This is a genomic window from Stappia sp. (assembly GCF_040110915.1).
In the GTDB taxonomy this organism is placed as follows: domain Bacteria; phylum Pseudomonadota; class Alphaproteobacteria; order Rhizobiales; family Stappiaceae; genus Stappia.
This window is the reverse complement of sequence record NZ_CP157793.1, coordinates 2,892,393-2,908,357: the sequence shown is the minus strand read 5'-3', so window position 1 is coordinate 2,908,357 and position 15,965 is coordinate 2,892,393. Positions and strand designations below refer to the sequence as shown.

Annotated in this window: 19 protein-coding genes; 11 read left to right on the top strand and 8 right to left on the bottom strand. The window is 68.9% G+C overall.

Features of this window, described 5'->3' with window-relative positions; translation table 11 throughout:
* Positions 1-14 precede the first annotated feature (14 nt).
* A complete protein-coding gene (locus ABL312_RS13070) occupies positions 15-635 on the bottom strand; it encodes a 50S ribosomal protein L25/general stress protein Ctc (protein ID WP_349357826.1) in 621 nt (206 codons plus the stop codon).
* A 314-nt stretch (positions 636-949) separates the two neighbouring features.
* Between ABL312_RS13070 and ABL312_RS13065 the strand changes: the two genes are divergently transcribed.
* The 5 genes from ABL312_RS13065 (at position 950) to ABL312_RS13045 (ending at position 5,335) form a co-directional block, all read left to right on the top strand.
* Positions 950-1,531, top strand: coding sequence for a hypothetical protein (locus ABL312_RS13065; protein ID WP_349357825.1), 582 nt, complete (start codon positions 950-952; stop codon positions 1,529-1,531).
* Between the two features lie 133 nt (positions 1,532-1,664).
* Positions 1,665-2,717, top strand: coding sequence for an ABC transporter substrate-binding protein (locus tag ABL312_RS13060; protein ID WP_349357824.1), 1,053 nt, complete (start codon positions 1,665-1,667; stop codon positions 2,715-2,717).
* A gap of 35 nt (positions 2,718-2,752) precedes the next feature.
* Positions 2,753-3,526 (top strand): ABC transporter ATP-binding protein, encoded by a 774-nt coding sequence (locus tag ABL312_RS13055; RefSeq protein ID WP_349357823.1) that lies wholly within the window; start codon positions 2,753-2,755, stop codon positions 3,524-3,526.
* Positions 3,513-4,400, top strand: a complete 888-nt coding sequence (locus ABL312_RS13050; protein ID WP_349357822.1) for an ABC transporter permease — start codon at positions 3,513-3,515, stop codon at positions 4,398-4,400. Before ABL312_RS13055 ends, ABL312_RS13050 begins: the two co-directional genes overlap by 14 nt.
* Before the next feature lie 149 nt (positions 4,401-4,549).
* Positions 4,550-5,335: a GGDEF domain-containing protein gene (locus ABL312_RS13045; protein WP_349357821.1), complete on the top strand. Its 786-nt coding sequence runs from the start codon at positions 4,550-4,552 to the stop codon at positions 5,333-5,335.
* A 33-nt stretch (positions 5,336-5,368) separates the two neighbouring features.
* Here ABL312_RS13045 and ABL312_RS13040 read toward each other — a convergent pair whose 3' ends face one another.
* Entirely contained in the window at positions 5,369-5,839 is a 471-nt protein-coding gene (locus ABL312_RS13040) for a DUF411 domain-containing protein (protein WP_374730128.1), read from the bottom strand.
* A 187-nt stretch (positions 5,840-6,026) separates the two neighbouring features.
* Between ABL312_RS13040 and ABL312_RS13035 the strand changes: the two genes are divergently transcribed.
* Positions 6,027-6,491 carry a DUF4399 domain-containing protein gene (locus ABL312_RS13035; protein WP_374730127.1) on the top strand — a complete coding sequence of 155 codons (465 nt, stop codon included), beginning with the start codon at positions 6,027-6,029 and terminating at the stop codon, positions 6,489-6,491.
* Positions 6,492-6,593: 102 nt separating this feature from the next.
* On the opposite strand, the gene ABL312_RS13030 is transcribed toward ABL312_RS13035, so the two are convergent.
* The 6 genes from ABL312_RS13030 to lgt all read right to left on the bottom strand — a co-directional run bounded on the left by ABL312_RS13030 (position 6,594) and on the right by lgt (position 12,448).
* Entirely contained in the window at positions 6,594-7,526 is a 933-nt protein-coding gene (locus ABL312_RS13030; protein WP_349357820.1) for a ribose-phosphate pyrophosphokinase, read from the bottom strand.
* Positions 7,527-7,862: 336 nt separating this feature from the next.
* Positions 7,863-8,390 (bottom strand): hypothetical protein, encoded by a 528-nt coding sequence (locus tag ABL312_RS13025; RefSeq protein WP_349357819.1) that lies wholly within the window; start codon positions 8,388-8,390, stop codon positions 7,863-7,865.
* Positions 8,391-8,460: 70 nt separating this feature from the next.
* Positions 8,461-9,618, bottom strand: coding sequence for a Xaa-Pro peptidase family protein (locus ABL312_RS13020; protein WP_349357818.1), 1,158 nt, complete (start codon positions 9,616-9,618; stop codon positions 8,461-8,463).
* A gap of 6 nt (positions 9,619-9,624) precedes the next feature.
* Positions 9,625-10,395, bottom strand: coding sequence for a peptidoglycan editing factor PgeF (gene pgeF, locus ABL312_RS13015; protein WP_349357817.1), 771 nt, complete (start codon positions 10,393-10,395; stop codon positions 9,625-9,627).
* Between the two features lie 101 nt (positions 10,396-10,496).
* On the bottom strand, positions 10,497-11,624 hold the full coding sequence (locus ABL312_RS13010) for a class I SAM-dependent methyltransferase (protein WP_349357816.1): 1,128 nt from the start codon (positions 11,622-11,624) through the stop codon (positions 10,497-10,499).
* Complete coding sequence (gene lgt, locus ABL312_RS13005) at positions 11,621-12,448, bottom strand: prolipoprotein diacylglyceryl transferase (protein ID WP_349357815.1); 828 nt, start codon at positions 12,446-12,448, stop codon at positions 11,621-11,623. Before lgt ends, ABL312_RS13010 begins: the two co-directional genes overlap by 4 nt.
* Positions 12,449-12,730: 282 nt before the next feature.
* On the opposite strand from lgt, the gene ABL312_RS13000 reads away from it, so the two are divergent.
* The 5 genes from ABL312_RS13000 to ABL312_RS12980 all read left to right on the top strand — a co-directional run bounded on the left by ABL312_RS13000 (position 12,731) and on the right by ABL312_RS12980 (position 15,959).
* Complete coding sequence (locus ABL312_RS13000) at positions 12,731-13,015, top strand: accessory factor UbiK family protein (protein ID WP_349357814.1); 285 nt, start codon at positions 12,731-12,733, stop codon at positions 13,013-13,015.
* Between the two features lie 318 nt (positions 13,016-13,333).
* Positions 13,334-13,834 carry a YbjN domain-containing protein gene (locus ABL312_RS12995; RefSeq protein WP_349357813.1) on the top strand — a complete coding sequence of 167 codons (501 nt, stop codon included), beginning with the start codon at positions 13,334-13,336 and terminating at the stop codon, positions 13,832-13,834.
* Entirely contained in the window at positions 13,831-14,649 is an 819-nt protein-coding gene (gene proC / locus ABL312_RS12990) for a pyrroline-5-carboxylate reductase (protein WP_349357812.1), read from the top strand. Before ABL312_RS12995 ends, proC begins: the two co-directional genes overlap by 4 nt.
* Positions 14,650-14,745: 96 nt before the next feature.
* Positions 14,746-15,435 (top strand): TetR/AcrR family transcriptional regulator, encoded by a 690-nt coding sequence (locus tag ABL312_RS12985; protein WP_349357811.1) that lies wholly within the window; start codon positions 14,746-14,748, stop codon positions 15,433-15,435.
* 164 nt (positions 15,436-15,599) lie between these two features.
* Positions 15,600-15,959: a tRNA-binding protein gene (locus ABL312_RS12980; RefSeq protein WP_349361405.1), complete on the top strand. Its 360-nt coding sequence runs from the start codon at positions 15,600-15,602 to the stop codon at positions 15,957-15,959.
* The last annotated feature ends 6 nt before the right edge of the window (positions 15,960-15,965 follow it).

Genomic DNA, 15,965 nt, shown 5'->3' with positions numbered 1-15,965 from the left:
GGCGGGCAACGGCCTCATTCTTCCGTTTCGGCCTCTTCCTCGGCCTCTTCGGCGTCCGCACCGGCGCCACCGCCCGGCGCGGCGATCGTCGCGATGGTGAAGTCGCGATCGGTGATCGTCGGCGTGCAGCCCTGCGGGATGTCGACGGCCGAGATATGGATCGAGTCGCCGGCTTCCGCCTTGGCAAGGTCCACGATCAGCGCCTCGGGGATGCTGTCGGCCGGCACGGTCATCTCGACCGTGTGACGGACCACGTTCAGCACGCCGCCGGCCTTGATGCCCGGGCATTTCTCTTCGTTGACGAAGTGGACCGGAATGTCGACAGTCAGGGTCGACCCCTTCGCCACCCGCAGGAAGTCGATGTGGATCAGAAAGTCGCGCACCGGCTCGAGCTGATAGTCCTTCGCGATGACGGTGTGCTTCTCGCCGTCGACCTCGATGATGCCGAGGTTGGTCATGAAGCCGCCGCGGTAGAGCGCGAGGGTCGCTTCCTTCGAGGGGATCGCAATCGGAAGAGCAGCTTTCTTGTCGCCGTAGATCACGGCGGGGATGAGGCCCTGACGACGAAGTGCCCGAGCGGCCCCCTTGCCGACCCGATCCCTCGCCGAAGCCTTCAGCACATAGCCTTCAGCCATGGCAATTCTCCTTGGTGTCTTGAGAAAACGGGCCGCCGCCAGGCGATGCGGACCGACGTCTCGCGGTCCGCAGGCCGCACGAGGCCCGCATGCGCCGCCTCCAGGGGTGCAGGTGCGCGCGCGTCTCTTAGCGGAAGCCGGCGCGAAGGGCAAGGCGTGCGTGTCGACCGAGCCCCCGGTTGCATGCGCAGGCACGGCGATTTCGGCTTGTACGGCCCGTCGCGAAATTGTATCGCCGCAAGACCGCCGTTGCTTCTGGCACGGTGTCGGATCGGTTTTCGGGGGCAGGCCGTGCGATACGGCAGAGCATCGTCATGACCAGGCGCGTCGCAGTTCTTTCGATCCTGACGGCCGTGATCGGCCTGTGCGGCGCGGGCGCGCGGGCCGAGGAGCATCATGCGGCCCTGCTTGCACTGGCGAAGGGGGTGATCAGGGACATCGCCGCCTACGAGATGGTGGTCGAGGCCGTGATCGCCCACAACACCAGGACCGCCGGTTATGACGCGGCCCGCATCGCGGCCCTGGATGCGCAGTGGCAGGCCGAGATGATGACGGGCAACCTTGACTTGATCGACGCGGTGCTCACCAACGACCTGTCCGCCTTCCTTTCGGACACGCAGCGGGCCAGCAACGGGCTTTTCACCGAGATCTTCGTGATGGACGCCCGGGGGCTGAACGTGGGACAGAGCGCCGCGACCAGCGACTACTGGCAGGGCGACGAGGCGAAATGGCGCAAGACCTTTCTCGTCGGCCCCGGCGCGGTGCATCTCGGGCCGATGCGCCGCGACCCGTCCACCGGCGCGCTCCAGATCCACGTGAGCACGGCGATCGTCGACCCCGCGACCGGGCGGCCCATCGGGGCGATCACCTTCGGCGTCGCCGCGAGCCGGCTGTAGCCGGGCGCCGGCGCCCCTTCCGGCTCCGGCGGACGCATGCTATGACCCGCCGATCGAAAATCACAGACCGAGGCCGGATGTCGATGGCGCGCAGCGGTGCCGTCGGCGGGGACCGGGTCGACGGGAGGATGCCATGAGAAACTTCAGCAAACGCGCTCTGGTCAGCAAACGCGCCCTGGTCAAGGGGCTGGCGGTCGCCGGTCTCGCCCTTGCCTGCGCCGTGACCGCGCCGGTGCCCGGCGTCGCGGCCGACAAGATCACCGTCGGCGCCCTGCGCTTCACCTCGCATGCGCCGAGCTTCGTCGCCTTCGAGCGCGGCTATTTCGCCGACGAGGGGCTGGAGGTCGAGTTCAAGTTCTTCCAGGCGGCGCAGCCGATGGCGGTGGCGATTGCCTCCGGCGATGTCGACTTCGGCGTGACGGCGGTGTCGGGCGGACTGATCAATCTCGCCGAGAAGGGCGCGATCAAGGTGGTCGGCGGGGCGCTGCAGGAAGAGGCCGGCATCGACGGACAGATGATCCTGGTCTCCAGGGCCGCCTATGACGCCGGCGTCACCACGCCGGCCGATCTCAAGGGGCGCAGCTTCGGCATCACCCAGGCCGGCTCCTCCTTCCACTACATGGCGCACAAGATCGCCGACAAGGAAGGCTTCGATCGCTCCGAGATCACCCTGCGGCCGCTGCAGAAGGTCGGGGCGATCATCGGTGCGCTGAAGACCGGGCAGATCGATGGCTGGACGATCGTGCCGCATATCGGCAAGGCGCTCGCCGGCGGGGAGGAGATCGAGGCGATCGGCATGGTCGCCGACTACATCCCGAACTATCAGGTGACCACGGTGTTCACCTCCACCGAAAACGTGACGGACCGCCCGGAACTCGTCGAGCGCTTCCTCGGCGCCTTCGCGAAGGGCGCGGCCGACTTCAACGCCGCCCTGGTCGACAAGACCGCCGGCGAGGCGGCGGCCGAGGACATGGTCCGTCTCATCCACAAGTATGTCTATGTCGAGCGGCCCTACGAAAAGGCCGCGCCGTCGATCCGCAACGGTGCCATGCGCGTCAACGAGGGCGCGCGTCTGACGCTGTCCTCGGTCTCCGACCAGCTCGACTGGTTCAAGTCGGAAGGACTGGTGCCGGAGACGGTGACGCTCGACATGCTGGTCGACACGCGCTTCGTCGAGACCGACTGAGGCGCGGGTTTCCCTGACCTGACCGGAAAAGCCCGATGGATCTCCTTCTGCGCGGCGTGTCGCATCGCTATGGCGACACGCAGGTCCTGAGCGACATCGACCTCGCCGTCGGCGCGGGGGAGATCGTGTGCCTGATCGGGCCGTCGGGATGCGGCAAGTCCACCTTGCTCCGCTTCCTCGGCGGCCTGGAGCGTCCCGAGCGCGGCGAGGTGCTCACCTCCGGCCGGGCGCCGGAGGGCTCGCTCAACCCGCTGACCTATGTGTTCCAGGACTTCGCCCTGCTGCCCTGGCGCAGCGTGGCCGGCAATGTGTCGCTGGTACTGGAGGATCACGGCCTGTCGGCCGTCGCGCGGCGGGAGATCGTCGACGACGTGCTGGCGCGCACGGGCCTGAGCGATTTCCGCGACGCGCTGCCGCGCCAGCTGTCCGGCGGCATGAAGCAGCGGGTGGCGATCGCCCGGGCGCTGAGCGTGCGTCCGGCGGTGATGCTGATGGACGAGCCGCTGTCGGCGCTCGACAGCCAGACGCGGGAACTGCTGATGGACGATCTGGTCGCCCTGTGGCAGCGCGAGCGCTTCACCGCCTGTTATGTCACCCACAATCTCGCCGAGGCGGTGCGGCTCGGGCACCGGATCGTGGTGCTGTCGCGCCGGCCCGGGCGCATCCGCACCATCGTGGAGATCGACCGCGACCTTGCGGATCGGGCGACGCCCGACCCCGACCTGGACCGCATCCAGCGCGAGTTGTGGCACCTGTTGCGCGACGAGGCGCGCGCCGCCGACCGGGAGCTTGCCGATGACGCAGCTTGACCATGCCGCCCCGTCGGCCACCCCGCCGGCCAACGCGTCGCAACCAGTCGACGCGACGGGGACGACCGAGGCCGCGCGCGGAAGCGGCGAGGCCCGTCCCGTTCCCTATCGCGGCGGCGGGTTCCGGCCGGTGCGCGTCCGGTTTGTCGGTCCGCTGGTTTTCGTCGGGCTCATTCTGGCCTGGGAAGCGGGCTCGCGGACGGGCGTGATCAGCAATCTCGTGCTGCCGGCGCCGAGCGAGGCGGCGGAAGCCTTCGGCCAGCTGATCGAGACCGGGCAGCTCTGGCGTCATCTCGAGGCGTCTCTGCAGCGCCTCGTCATCGGCTGGACGCTGGGCACCTCGCTCGGCGTGCTGGTCGGCTTCATGATCGGCCTGTTTTCCTTCGCCCGCGCGGGCCTCTTGCCGCTCGTCTCGGCCCTGTTTCCGATCCCCAAGATCGCGCTGCTGCCGCTCTTCGTCATCTGGTTCGGCATCGGCGAGGGCTCGAAGGTCGCCACCATCCTGTTCGGCTCGTTCTTTCCCACCGTCATCGCGACCTATGGCGGCGTCGACAATGTCGACCGCTCGCTGGTGCGCATGGGCCAGTCCTTCGGACTGAGCTGGACCTCGATCGTGCGCAAGATCATCCTGCCGGGCGCCATGCCGGCGATCCTGTCCGGGTGCCGGATTTCCGCCTCCATCGCGATCATCCTGCTGGTCGCGGCGGAGATGATCGGCGCGGAATACGGCGTCGGCGCCTATATCCTGATGGCCGGCAGCCTGTTCGCCACCGATCAGTTGCTCGCCGGCGTGGCGATCCTGTCGATGCTCGGCCTGATCGTCGGCTGGCTCATCGGCCGCGCGGAGCGCTGGCTGCTCAGCTGGCGCGGGTAAAAGACACTTGCTCAACCCGGCAATGACAATTGTCGGGTGTAGTCGACGTTTTGATTATATTTGCCTGCGTTTCCAGAATACTTGTCATGCTCGATTTCGGGTTTTCGCTCAGTAATATTATTGCGTAAATTTCGCGGATGGATCACGAGATGAACGGCCTCATTGCCCGGGCCCGCATGCGGTGGCAGGCGCTGCCCTCTCCTTTCCGACGTGGCGTGCGGCGCACCGCCGTCATCGTTGCCGGGTCGGTGTTGTCGTCGGCGCTTGCGACCGCGATCCTGTTCCGGCATCTGTCCGGCGACCGGTACAACGACGCGCTCCTCGCCGGCACGCTGATTCCTCTCGTGCTTGCGACCCTGTTTTCCGGGGTGTGGCTGCGCGATTACCTGCTGATCCATCGCCTCGCCGAGGAAAATGCGGCGCTGGCCGCGCGCGACGAACTGACGGGCGTTGCGAATCGGCGCGCGTTCTTCGAGTGGCTGGACTCCCGCCGTGACGGACCGGAGAGCATCGCGCTGTTTCTGATCGACATCGATCACTTCAAGCGCATCAACGATCGTTTCGGGCACCTCAATGGCGACGCGGCCCTGCGGGCGGTCGTCGACCGCTTGCGCGCGGTGGCGCCGGAGACGGGGTGCCTGGCCCGCTTCGGCGGGGAGGAGTTCATATTCGCGCTGCCTTGCGCGCGCGGGCAAGACTGCTGGGACGACGCCATGGCGTGGGCCGAGGGCTTTCGCCGGTCGGTTGCCGCCGAGCCGCTGCGGCTCGACGGTTCGGCGCTCGATGTGACCGTCAGCGTCGGGGTGCATCTGACGACCCCGCCCGAGGCGTTGAAGTCCGCGCTCTATCACACAGACGTCGCGCTGTATGCCGCCAAGGCCGCGGGCCGCAATTGCGTGATCGCGTCCCGCGACGTCCGCGACGTCGTGTCCTGACACATCGAGGTGGCGCGTCTTGCGCGCGCGACGTCAGTCGAGGCCGGCGCGGTGGAACACGCGGCTCTCGCCGCTGCGGGCGACCGCATGCACGTCGTAGCGGGCGGTGGGGTCGGTGCCCATGCCGAGCGATCCCTGCGGCATGCCCGGCACGGCGAGACCGGCGATCTCCGGTCGCTCGTCGAGCAGCTTGCGCACCGCCTCGAGCGGCACGTGCCCTTCCAGAAAATAGCCGCCGATGATGGCCGTGTGGCAGGAGGCCATCGCATCGGGCACGCCGAGCTGTGCCTTCACCGGGGCGAGGTCCTCGCGGTCGCGCATGGCAACCGCATAGCCGGCCTGGCTCATCGCCTCGCCCCACGCCGAGCAGCACCCGCACCAGGGGGTCTTCCACAGCGTGATCTTTTCCGCCGCCGAAGCGGGGGCAGGGAGCGCGACCAGGGCGGCGGCCGGCGCCATCAGGGTCGCGACGAGCGTGAGAGCGGCAAAAGCGCGGATCGGCATGGAACGGGCCTCCTGACTGAATGTTACCGGTCTCGGGTAGCTGTTCCAGCGGGGGGAAGGTCAAGGCGGGGCGCGGTTGCGGTGGTCACGAGATCGTGCGCGTCGCTTGCCGCTGCGGCATGCTTCGATATCCTTTTCGGGGAGGCCGCCATTGCAAGACGGCCGTTGAAAACCACGGGAGGACGTCATGATCATTCGCAGCCGCACCGCCGGGCTCGCCGGCGTCGCAACTATCGCAACGCTTATCGCAATGCTTTCCGCGACCCTGGCCGAAGCGCCGGCGCGCGCCGACGATCACCGCACGCCCGCGCCGGAGGGCGCGCGCGTCTATTTCATCGCACCGCAGAACGGGGCCACCGTGTCGAGCCCGGTGACGGTCCGCTTCGGCCTTTCAGGCATGGGCGTCGCGCCGGCCGGCGTCGAAAAGGGCGGCACCGGCCACCATCATCTGCTGATCGATCAGGAGCTTGAGGACTACGACACCGCGATCCCCGCCGACGACGCGCATCGCCATTTCGGCGGCGGTCAGACGGAAACCACGGTCGATCTCGCGCCCGGCACCCACACGCTGCAACTCGTCGTCGGCGACCACAATCACATCCCGCACATGCCGCCGGTCGAATCCGCGCGCATCACCATCACCGTGGAGTGAGGCGGGCGCAGGGTTCGCACGCGGAAACGGCGCGGCGGGAGGCCCGTCGCGCCGTTGCAAGAATCAGATCGTTTCGCCCGGACCGCAGGGCCGGGGCGTGGATCAGTTGAACAGGCTGGACACCGACTGTTCGAGCGCGGTGCGCGAGATCGCCTCGCCGATCAGCGGCGCGATGGAGACCGTGCGGATGTTGGGGGCGGCGAGCACGGCGGCCGTCGGCTCGATGGAATTGGTGATCACCAATTCCTTGAGCTTGGAGGCGCTGACGCGGGCGACCGCGCCGCCGGACAGGACGCCGTGCGTGATGTAGGCGGTCACCGAATTCGCGCCCTGGTCGAGCAGCGCCTCGGCGGCGTTGCACAGCGTGCCGCCGGAATCGACGATGTCGTCGACCAGCAGGCAGTCGCGGCCCGAGGGGTCGCCGATGATGTTCATCACTTCCGATTCGCCAGGCTTGTCGCGGCGCTTGTCGACGATGGCCAGCGGCGCGTCGATGCGCTTGGCGAGCGCGCGGGCGCGCACCACGCCGCCGACGTCCGGCGAGACGACCATGACGTTTTCGGTCGAGTAGCGCTCCTTGATGTCGCGCGTCATCACCGGGGCGGCGAACAGGTTGTCGGTGGGAATGTCGAAAAAGCCCTGGATCTGGCCGGCGTGCAGGTCGAGGGTGAGCACCCGGTGCGCGCCGGCATGGGTGATCAGATTGGCGACCAGCTTGGCGGAAATCGGGGTCCGGCCCGAGGCGCGGCGATCCTGGCGCGCGTAGCCGAAGTAGGGCATCACCGCCGTGATCCGCTTGGCCGAGGAGCGGCGCAGCGCGTCGATGATGATGAGCAGTTCCATCAGGTGGTCGTTGGCCGGGAAGCTCGTCGACTGCAGGACGAAGACATCCTCGCCGCGAACGTTTTCCTGGAGTTCAACGAAGATTTCCTGATCGGCGAAGCGGCGTACCTGGCACTTGGCCAGCGGCGCGCCGAGATATTTCGACACTTCCTCGGCAAGCGCCCGATTGGAGTTGCCCGCGACAATCTTCATGGCCCGCAAGTCCTTCATTGCTGCGCCGCCGGCTCGGACGCGACTGCGGCACGGGAAAGGGTCACACGTGGTGCGTCAGCTCTTGGCGCGGCGTCAGCCGCATGAGCTTCTTGGCCTTCGGGAACGGCCGGGAGATCGCGGCAACGGGCCACGGGTGAGGCGTCTCGGACGTCCGGCAGGCGGCGGCGTTGTAGCAATCGGACCGGCGTTTAACAACCGGCGACGCCGCCGTGTCGCCACCTTTTTTGCATTTCGGTGACGCGGGGCTCCGACCGTGGTCCCGCAGCCGGCGCGCGGTCGGGACGCTTTGCGCAAACGCGGCCGTCGAGCCGGCGGTCAGCGGTTGAGCCAGGCGGCCAGATCGGCGACCGCGCGCCGTGCCGCGCGGTCGATGGTCTCCGTGTCGATCCCCGCCCAGGGATCGCCGGCGGCGCCGGCGGAGGCTTCCTGTCCGAGAATGCGGTGCGCGCGGTTGCCCTGCGCGTCGATCACGTCGAACACATAGAACAGCGTGGTCGAACTCTGGTCGCCGGAGGCCGAGAGATAGCCGTTGACCCGATAGGTCGCCGGCGCGCCCACGCGGCGCACCAGGCGCAGGTTGCGGGCCCGGGCCTCGGCGCCGATCCGGCGCGAGAGCGCGTCGGCGATGTTGCCCGGCGCGCCGGTGAAGGGATCGAAGGCGATGGTCGCCTCGGCCGGATTGACGGAAGGCGCTGGCGCCGAGGCCTGCCGACCCGCCGACCCCGCGCCGTCCGCGACCATGCCGGGGGGCAGCGGTTCGCCGGCGCAGGCGCCGAGTGCGAGGGCGGCCGCAAGAGCTGCGGTGCGGAAAACGGGGGCTCGGAAACTGGGTGTCACGCGCATCTGGCCTTCGGCTTTGCCTCGGTCGTCTTTCATGTCTTGCCAGGGACCGGCGGCCCCGCTCGCTTTTCGTTTAGCCCGGCTTGACCGGCAGGTCGAGAGGAAGCTTCGACAGGCCCTCCGCCGGACCGTCGCCGGTCAGATAGCTCTGGCCGAGGCTCATCGCCGTGCCCGTGTCGGAATCCATCAGGATCATGTGCAGGAAAACCACCATGTTCGGCACGATCTCCGCCGGATTGTCGCGATAGGCCATCGGCCAGTCCATCCAGCTCGGCGAGAACCGGGTGCCCAGCGAATAGCCGCAGGCATTGAGCCGATGCGCGCCCTCGCCGCGCCGGTCGACCTCGCGGGCATGCGCGGCGAAGACGTCGCCGAAGGTATGGCCGGGTGTCAGCGTTTCCTCCACCGCCGCCAGGGCCGCGCGCGCCGTCTCGTGCAGCGCGACGTGGCGCGCCGTCGGCGTGCCGACCACCACGGTGCGCATCGCCGCGACGTGGTAGCGGCGAAACACGCCGGCCCATTCCAGCGTCAGCTGATCCTGTGCATCGAGCGTCCGCCGTCCGGTCTGGTAGCGGCACAGCAGTGCCTCCGGTCCCGAGCCGATGACGAATTCATTGCCCGGATAATCCCCGTCGCCGGCAAAGACCGCGCCCTGCATCGCGGCGAGAATGTCGCCCTCGCGCGCGCCCGGGCCGATCAGCGGCCAGGCAGCCTCATAGGCGGCGTCGGTGAGCGCGGCGGCCCGGCGCACCATCTCGATCTCCGCCGGGCTCTTGACCGCGCGCAGGACGGCAACGATCCGCGAGGCATCCTCCAGATCGGCGATTTCCGGCAGATGGGCGGTGATCTCCATGGCGATGCGTCCGGTCATGCCATGGGTGTCGTATTCGACCCCGAGCCGGGCGCCGTCGAGACCGAGTTCGAACAGCAGGTCGCGCAACTGCAGCACGGGGGAGGCGCCGTCGCGATCCTCCCAGACGCGGATGTCGCTGACGATGGAGGTGGCGCGCGCCTGCCGCAGATCGGCGGAGCGGGTCAAGAGCACGATCCGGCCGTCGCGGGTCACCACCATGGACTGGAAATGGCAATAGCCGAAGGTGTCGTATCCGGTCAGCCAGAACATGCTTTCCGGGGAAAACAGCAGCAGTGCGTCGTGATCGGCCCCGCCCATGCGCGCGCACAGCGCGTCGAGGCGTTGGGCGTATTCGGCACGGGAGAAGGCGAGCGCCATGACGGGTCAGGCTCCGGTGAGCGCGATGGCCGACATCAGGCGGCCGTAATCGGCCTCGCCGCGATGGGTGGCGCGGCGATAGGAGAAGAAGCTCGCCTCGTCGGCATAGGTGCAGCGTTCCAGATCGGCGATCTTCCCGACGCCGGCGCCGGCGAGGCGGGCGCGGATATAGGCGGGCAGATCGAAGCGGACATGGCCGGGCCGGGTCTCGGGCGTGAAGAAGCCGGCGTTGTCCGCCGAGGCCGTGAGAAAGCGGTCGCGAAAGGCGAGGTCGACCTCGTAGTTCGCCTGCGAGATGGTCGGGCCGAGCACGGCGACGACCCGGTCGCGCTGGGCCCCGAGCGTTTCCATCTTCACCAGCGTCGCGTCGAGAATGCCGGTGAGCGCGCCGCGCCACCCGGCGTGTGCCGCGCCGACGACCCGGGCGAGCGGATCGGCGAAAAGCACCGGGCCGCAATCGGCGGTCGAGATCCCCAGCGCAATGCCGGGACGGTCGGTCACGAGGGCGTCGCCGCGCGGCTGGTCGTCGAGGCTCCAGGGCTCGGAGACGACGATCGCATCCGCCGAATGGTGCTGGTGCGGGGAGACGAGCGCGGCCGGGGCCACGTCCAGAAGACTGGCCACGCGCGTGCGGTTCTCCAGCACGGCGGCCCGCTCGTCCCGCGAGCCGAGGCCGACGTTGAGCGAGGCGTAGAGCCCCCGCGACACGCCGCCGGAGCGGGTGAAGAAGCCGTGAACGATGCCGTCGAGGCCGGCGAGATCGGGAGAGGTGAGCATGGGGAACGGGACCTGGGCCGGACTTGGAATTTTCGCCGATGGTGGGGGCAAGCGCACGGCCTGTCAAACCGCCTCACACGCGGCGTGTCACGCGGCGTCGATCACACCGGATCGAAGGGCGCGAGCGCGATGTCGGGCGGCGCCAGTGCCAGCACCTTGAACAGGGTGCCCATCTGGTCGGGGCCGGCAAGGCGTTCCACGTCCTGGCGAATCCGCTCCTGGATTTCGGGGGCCTTGCCGGCGCCGAGTTGTCCGGCGCGTTCGAGCAGACCGAGATCGAGCAGGAAATCGCCCTGGGTCATCAGCCGGCGGGGGCTGAGCCCGGGGCGGCATGCGGCGCGGGCGAGCGCCTCGAAATTCACATGGGCGGTCAGATCGGCGCGGCCCGGCTCCGCCAGCACGGGGGCGTAGGCATGGGCGGCGACCGCCTGCAGCGTGTCGCCGGGGGCGGTGGCCGCATAGCCGTAGTCAATGACCAGCGCCGCGCCGCCCTGCGCCGCGAGGCGCTCGGCGAGCGCTGTCATGATCGCATTGGCGGTGGGCTGGACCTCGAGGATCGTGCCGTCGCCGCTTGCGCGAAGCGCGGCAGGCAGGTCGTTGGTGGCGAGCGTTCCCGCGCCGAGCTGGAAGCGCAGGCTGCCCGCCGCGTCGAGCCCGACGCAACGCTCGCGCCACACGCCCTCGTGCCGCACGTATTGGCGGATCGGCAGGGCGTCGAAAAACTCGTTGGCGACCGCAAGCAGCGGCGCGTCGTCGGGCAGCGTGTCTTGGGTATCGTGCCAGACGGGGGTGACGCCGAGCGGTGCCAGCGCCGCGCGCTGGGCCTCGCGCAGGCGCGGGCTCGTCTCCACCAGATGCAGCGTGATCGCGTCCGCGAAGGCCGGGCGCAGCCGCGCGACGCGCATCGTGTCGGCGGCGAGCGTGCCCCGGCCGGGGCCGAGTTCCGCCAGATGCACCCGGTCGGGCACGCCGAGCCGTTGCCAGGCATGCAGCAGCCAGGCGCCGACGATCTCGCCGAAAAGCTGGCTGACCTCCGGCGCGGTGACGAAATCGCCCGAGGCGCCGAAGGGCTCGGCATGGAGATAGTAGCCGTGCTCCGGATCGCCGAGACACAGGGCCATGTAGTCGGCGACCGAGATCGGCCCCTGCGCCGCGATCAGCCGGCGCAGGCGGGAGAGCAGCGGCGCCTCGGGCGTGTCGGGCGCGTCCCGGAGCCCGTCGCCCGTCATGGGCGGGTCTCGCCGGCCGGGCGGGAAAGCGCCCGAGTGATGGCCCAGAGCCCGACCGCGATCATCGGCAGCGACAGCAGGATGCCCATGGTCAGGCCCGGGCCGAGATAGCCGATGTGCGCGTCGGGAACGCGGAAGAATTCGACGAAGGAGCGGGACAGTCCGTATCCAAGCGCAAATGTGCCGGCGATCAGGCCGGGACGTTGCAGGCCGCCGCGCGCCACCAGAATGCGGGCGATGACCAGGAGCAGCAGCCCCTCAAGGGCGGCTTCGTAGAGCTGGCTCGGGTGGCGCGGCGCGTCGCCGGCGCCGGGAAACACCATTGCCCAGGGCACGTCCGTGACCCGGCCCCACAGCTCGCCATTGATGAAATTGGCGATCCGTCCGAAGAACAGGCCGATCGGCGCCACGACGCCGGCCAGATCGAACAGCGTCCACAACGGGATCTTGCGCGCGCGGGCGAAGAGGATCATGGCGACGACGACGCCCAGAAAGCCGCCGTGGAACGACATGCCGCCGGACCACACGGCGAGCGCGTCGAGCGGGTTTTGCAGGTAGTAGCCCGGCGCATAGAACAGCACATAGCCGAGGCGCCCGCCGAGGATCGTGCCGAGCGTGGCGTAGACGACGAAATCGTCGACGTCGGCGAGCGTCGGGCGCGGCGTGGCGCCCCAATGGCGGTCGGTGGCGACCAGCGACCGCATCATCCGCCAGCCGAGCAGAAGTCCGGCGATATAGGCGAGCGCATACCAGCGGATCGCGAAGGGGCCGAACTCGATCAGAACCGGGTCGATCGAGGGAAAGGGCAGGACGAGGGTCGGCATGGGATCTCCCGGGGAGTCGGGCGGTGAAAGCGGGCTGCGCGTCGGTCGGCGCGACGTTGACGAGGTTCCGCTGCCCGCGTCAAGAGGGGCAGCCCGCGCTCACGACAGCGTGTCTTGCGCGCGGGGACCTGACCTTGCGCGGCAGCTCGCGCGGGGTGGGGAGGACCGCCGCGACAAAATCTCCCGCGCGGGGTGTTTCGCAACGCGCCAAACCGCATTACCTAGAAGACAGCATCAACCAGCCGCGCCGGGCCGCGGGATTGCCTCAAGGGAAGGGCCGTCATGACACAGGGACCGAATCGCGTCCTCGACGATTTCGCCAAGCTGATGACCGACGCGGCCGGCGTCGCCCAGGGTGCGCGCCGCGAGGTCGAAGCGGCCGTGCGCGCCCAGGCGGAGCGGTTTCTCGCGGACATGGATCTGGTGAAGCGCGAGGAGTTCGACGTCGTCAAGGACATGGCGGTCAGGGCGCTCGACAAGGTGGAGGCGCTGGAGGCGCGGGTCGCCGAGCTCGAGGCGTCCGCCGGTGCGCCGGGCGACCGCGAGCCGCCGGCAAACGACAGCTGACCCCGCCGGCGGGCCATCCGCCGCTTGCGGTTGGGGGGCGGATATCGGGCGCGTGACGCAACGTCGCGTCGGTATTTCCGTCCACAGGGGGAAACCGTAAAGGAAATGTGAACATATCTTTGCGGTCGTATCTGCCTGTATACTGAAAACAGACGGGGATTCGCGCGACCGCGCGCGGCCGCTTCAATTGCCGGGTCGTCGCTCGAGTTGTCGCAGCGGGCACGGGTCTTCGTTCCACGGCAGGATACCGTCCTGCGGACCGACATGGGCGGGCGCGGTCCTCATCCGGCCGCCGTCCCGCAAGCCGGGAGGAACGACATGAGCCTCATCGACATCGATTTCGAACGGCCCGCGAATCCCGTCGACACGATCGAGCATATCGCCGCCATCAACGACTGGTCCTTCGAGCGCTCCTGCGACGAGGAGATCACGATTTCCGTCGCCGGCGGCTGGTGCGACTACCACGTTTCCTTCTCCTGGATGGAGGATCTGGAAGCGCTGCATCTGGCCTGCGCCTTCGACGTGAAGGTGTCCGAGCCCCGCCGCACGGAGGTCGTGCGGCTGCTGGCGCTGGTCAACGAGCAGCTGTGGATGGGGCATTTCGACCTCTGGAAGCGCGAGGGCGTGGTGATCTTCCGCCAGTCGCTGCTGCTGGCCGGCGGCGCGGAGGCCACCTCCGCGCAGATCGAGGGACTTCTGACCCACGCGCTCGAGACCTGCGAGCGCTACTATCAGGCCTTTCAGTTCGTCGTCTGGGCGGGCAAGAGCGCCACCGAGGCGATCGACACGGCCTTGTTCGAAACGGCAGGGGAAGCATGAGTTTTTCCAAGACGCGACCGCTGGTGCTCGTCGGCGCCGGCAAGATGGGCGGTGCCATGCTCGCCGGCTGGGTCGCGGCCGGAACCGATCCGGCGTCGCTCGTCGTCGTCGATCCGGCACCGTCCGACGAGATGCGCGCGCTGCTGTCCGAGCACGGCATCCGTCATGCGGAGCGCGCGCCGGACGATCTTTCCGCCGGCGTGCTGCTGCTCGCGCTCAAGCCGCAGATGATGGCCGATGCCGCGCCGGGCTTCGTGTCCCTGGTCGCGCAGGACACGCTGGTGATCTCGGTCGCCGCCGGAACGCCGGCGGCGCTGTTCGAGCGTATCTTCGGCGATGTGGCCGTCGTGCGGGTGATGCCGAACACGCCGTCGCAGGTCGGCCGCGGCATGAGCGTGGCCTTCGCCAACGCCCGCACGGACGCGGTGCAAAAAGCGACCGTCGACACGCTGCTCGCCGCCATCGGCACCTCGGCCTGGATCGAGACCGAGGACCAGATGGACGCGGTGACCGCCGTCAGCGGCTCCGGCCCGGCCTATGTGTTTTATCTGGTCGAAGCCCTCGCGGCGGCAGCAGAAAAGGCCGGCCTGCCGGGCGACCTCGCCATGACGCTGGCGCGCCAGACCGTGTGCGGGGCGGGCGAGCTTCTCTATCGCTCGGACCTCGCGGCCGCCGACTTGCGCCGCAACGTGACCTCGCCGAACGGCACCACCGCCGCCGCGCTCGATGTCCTGATGGCCGACGACGGTCTGCAACCGGTGCTCGACCGGGCCGTGGCCGCCGCCCGGCGGCGGTCGCAGGACCTGGCCGGCTGACGCCTTTCGCCGCAAGGTCTGGACGACCGGCGGTTTCGCTCCACATCGGACATCGAGACGCAACGCCGATGGGCGGTGACATCCGGGAGACGACAGATGGCGACGAAGAAGACACGGGAAAAGATCGTTTCGGCGTTTCTCGCCCTGGTCGCGGCGAAGGGCTGGCACGGGTTCGACATGGCGGATCTCGCCGCCGAGGCCGGGGTCAAGCTCTCCGTGCTGCGCGCCGCGTTTCCGACCAAGCTCTCCTGCTTCAAGGCCTTCCTGTCGGAGATCGACCAGACGGTGCTCGACGGGATCGACGCCGAGATGGCCGACGAGCCGGGCCGGGATCGCCTGTTCGACGTGCTGATGTCGCGGCTCGACGCGCTCGCGCCGCACCGGGACGCGATCAGGGCCCTCAAGGACGCCGCGCGGGCCGATCCGCAACTGGCGCTGCGGCTCAATTCGGCCGCCGTGGTCTCGCAGCGCTGGATGCTGACGGCGGCGGGCCTGCCCTCGTCGGGCGCGCGCGCCGGCGTCATCGCGCAGGGGCTGGTGGTCGCCTTCGCCCGTGTGGTCGATGTCTGGCTCGATGACGAGGACCCCGGACTGGCGCGCACCATGTCGGCGCTCGACAAGGAACTGGACGAGGGCGAGGTGTGGCTCGGCCGGCTCGACCGCATCGGCAAGATGATGAATCCGCTGTTTTCCGGCCTGCGCCGGCGCGCCGCGCGCAAGGAGGCGGCCGGGGACGGCGCGCGGGCGTCGCACGACGACGACGGGACTTCCCCAGCCTCCGCCTGACGTGTAATCTGCGTTGTGGCGGCGCGCAGCAGGTCGATCCCGGATGAGAGTGTCTTCGGGATCCCTTCTTGTTGTCCGATGCGGATCTCCGTTCCCGCCGTGAGCGGTTCCGATCCGCGCGGAGTTTTCCTCTCGTAGACCGTCAGGTTTCCATCATGAGCGACATGATTTCTTCCGCCGGCGCCGCGCCGGCGCTGTCCTTCGACGATTTTCTGAAAGTGGACATTCGCGTCGGCCGCATCGTGGAGGCGGCGCCGTTCCCGGAAGCGCGCAAGCCCGCCTACAAGCTGCGCATCGATTTCGGGCCGGAGATCGGCATCAAGAAATCCTCCGCGCAGATCACCCGCCACTACACGCCGGAGACGCTGGAAGGCCGGCTGGTGATGGCCGTGGTCAATTTCCCGCCGCGCCAGATCGGCCCGATCATGTCGGAGGTGCTGACGCTGGGCGTGCCGGATGCGGACGGCGAGGTGGTGCTGCTCGCGCCCGACAAGGACGTGCCGATCGGCGGCCGGCTTTACTGAGCGTGG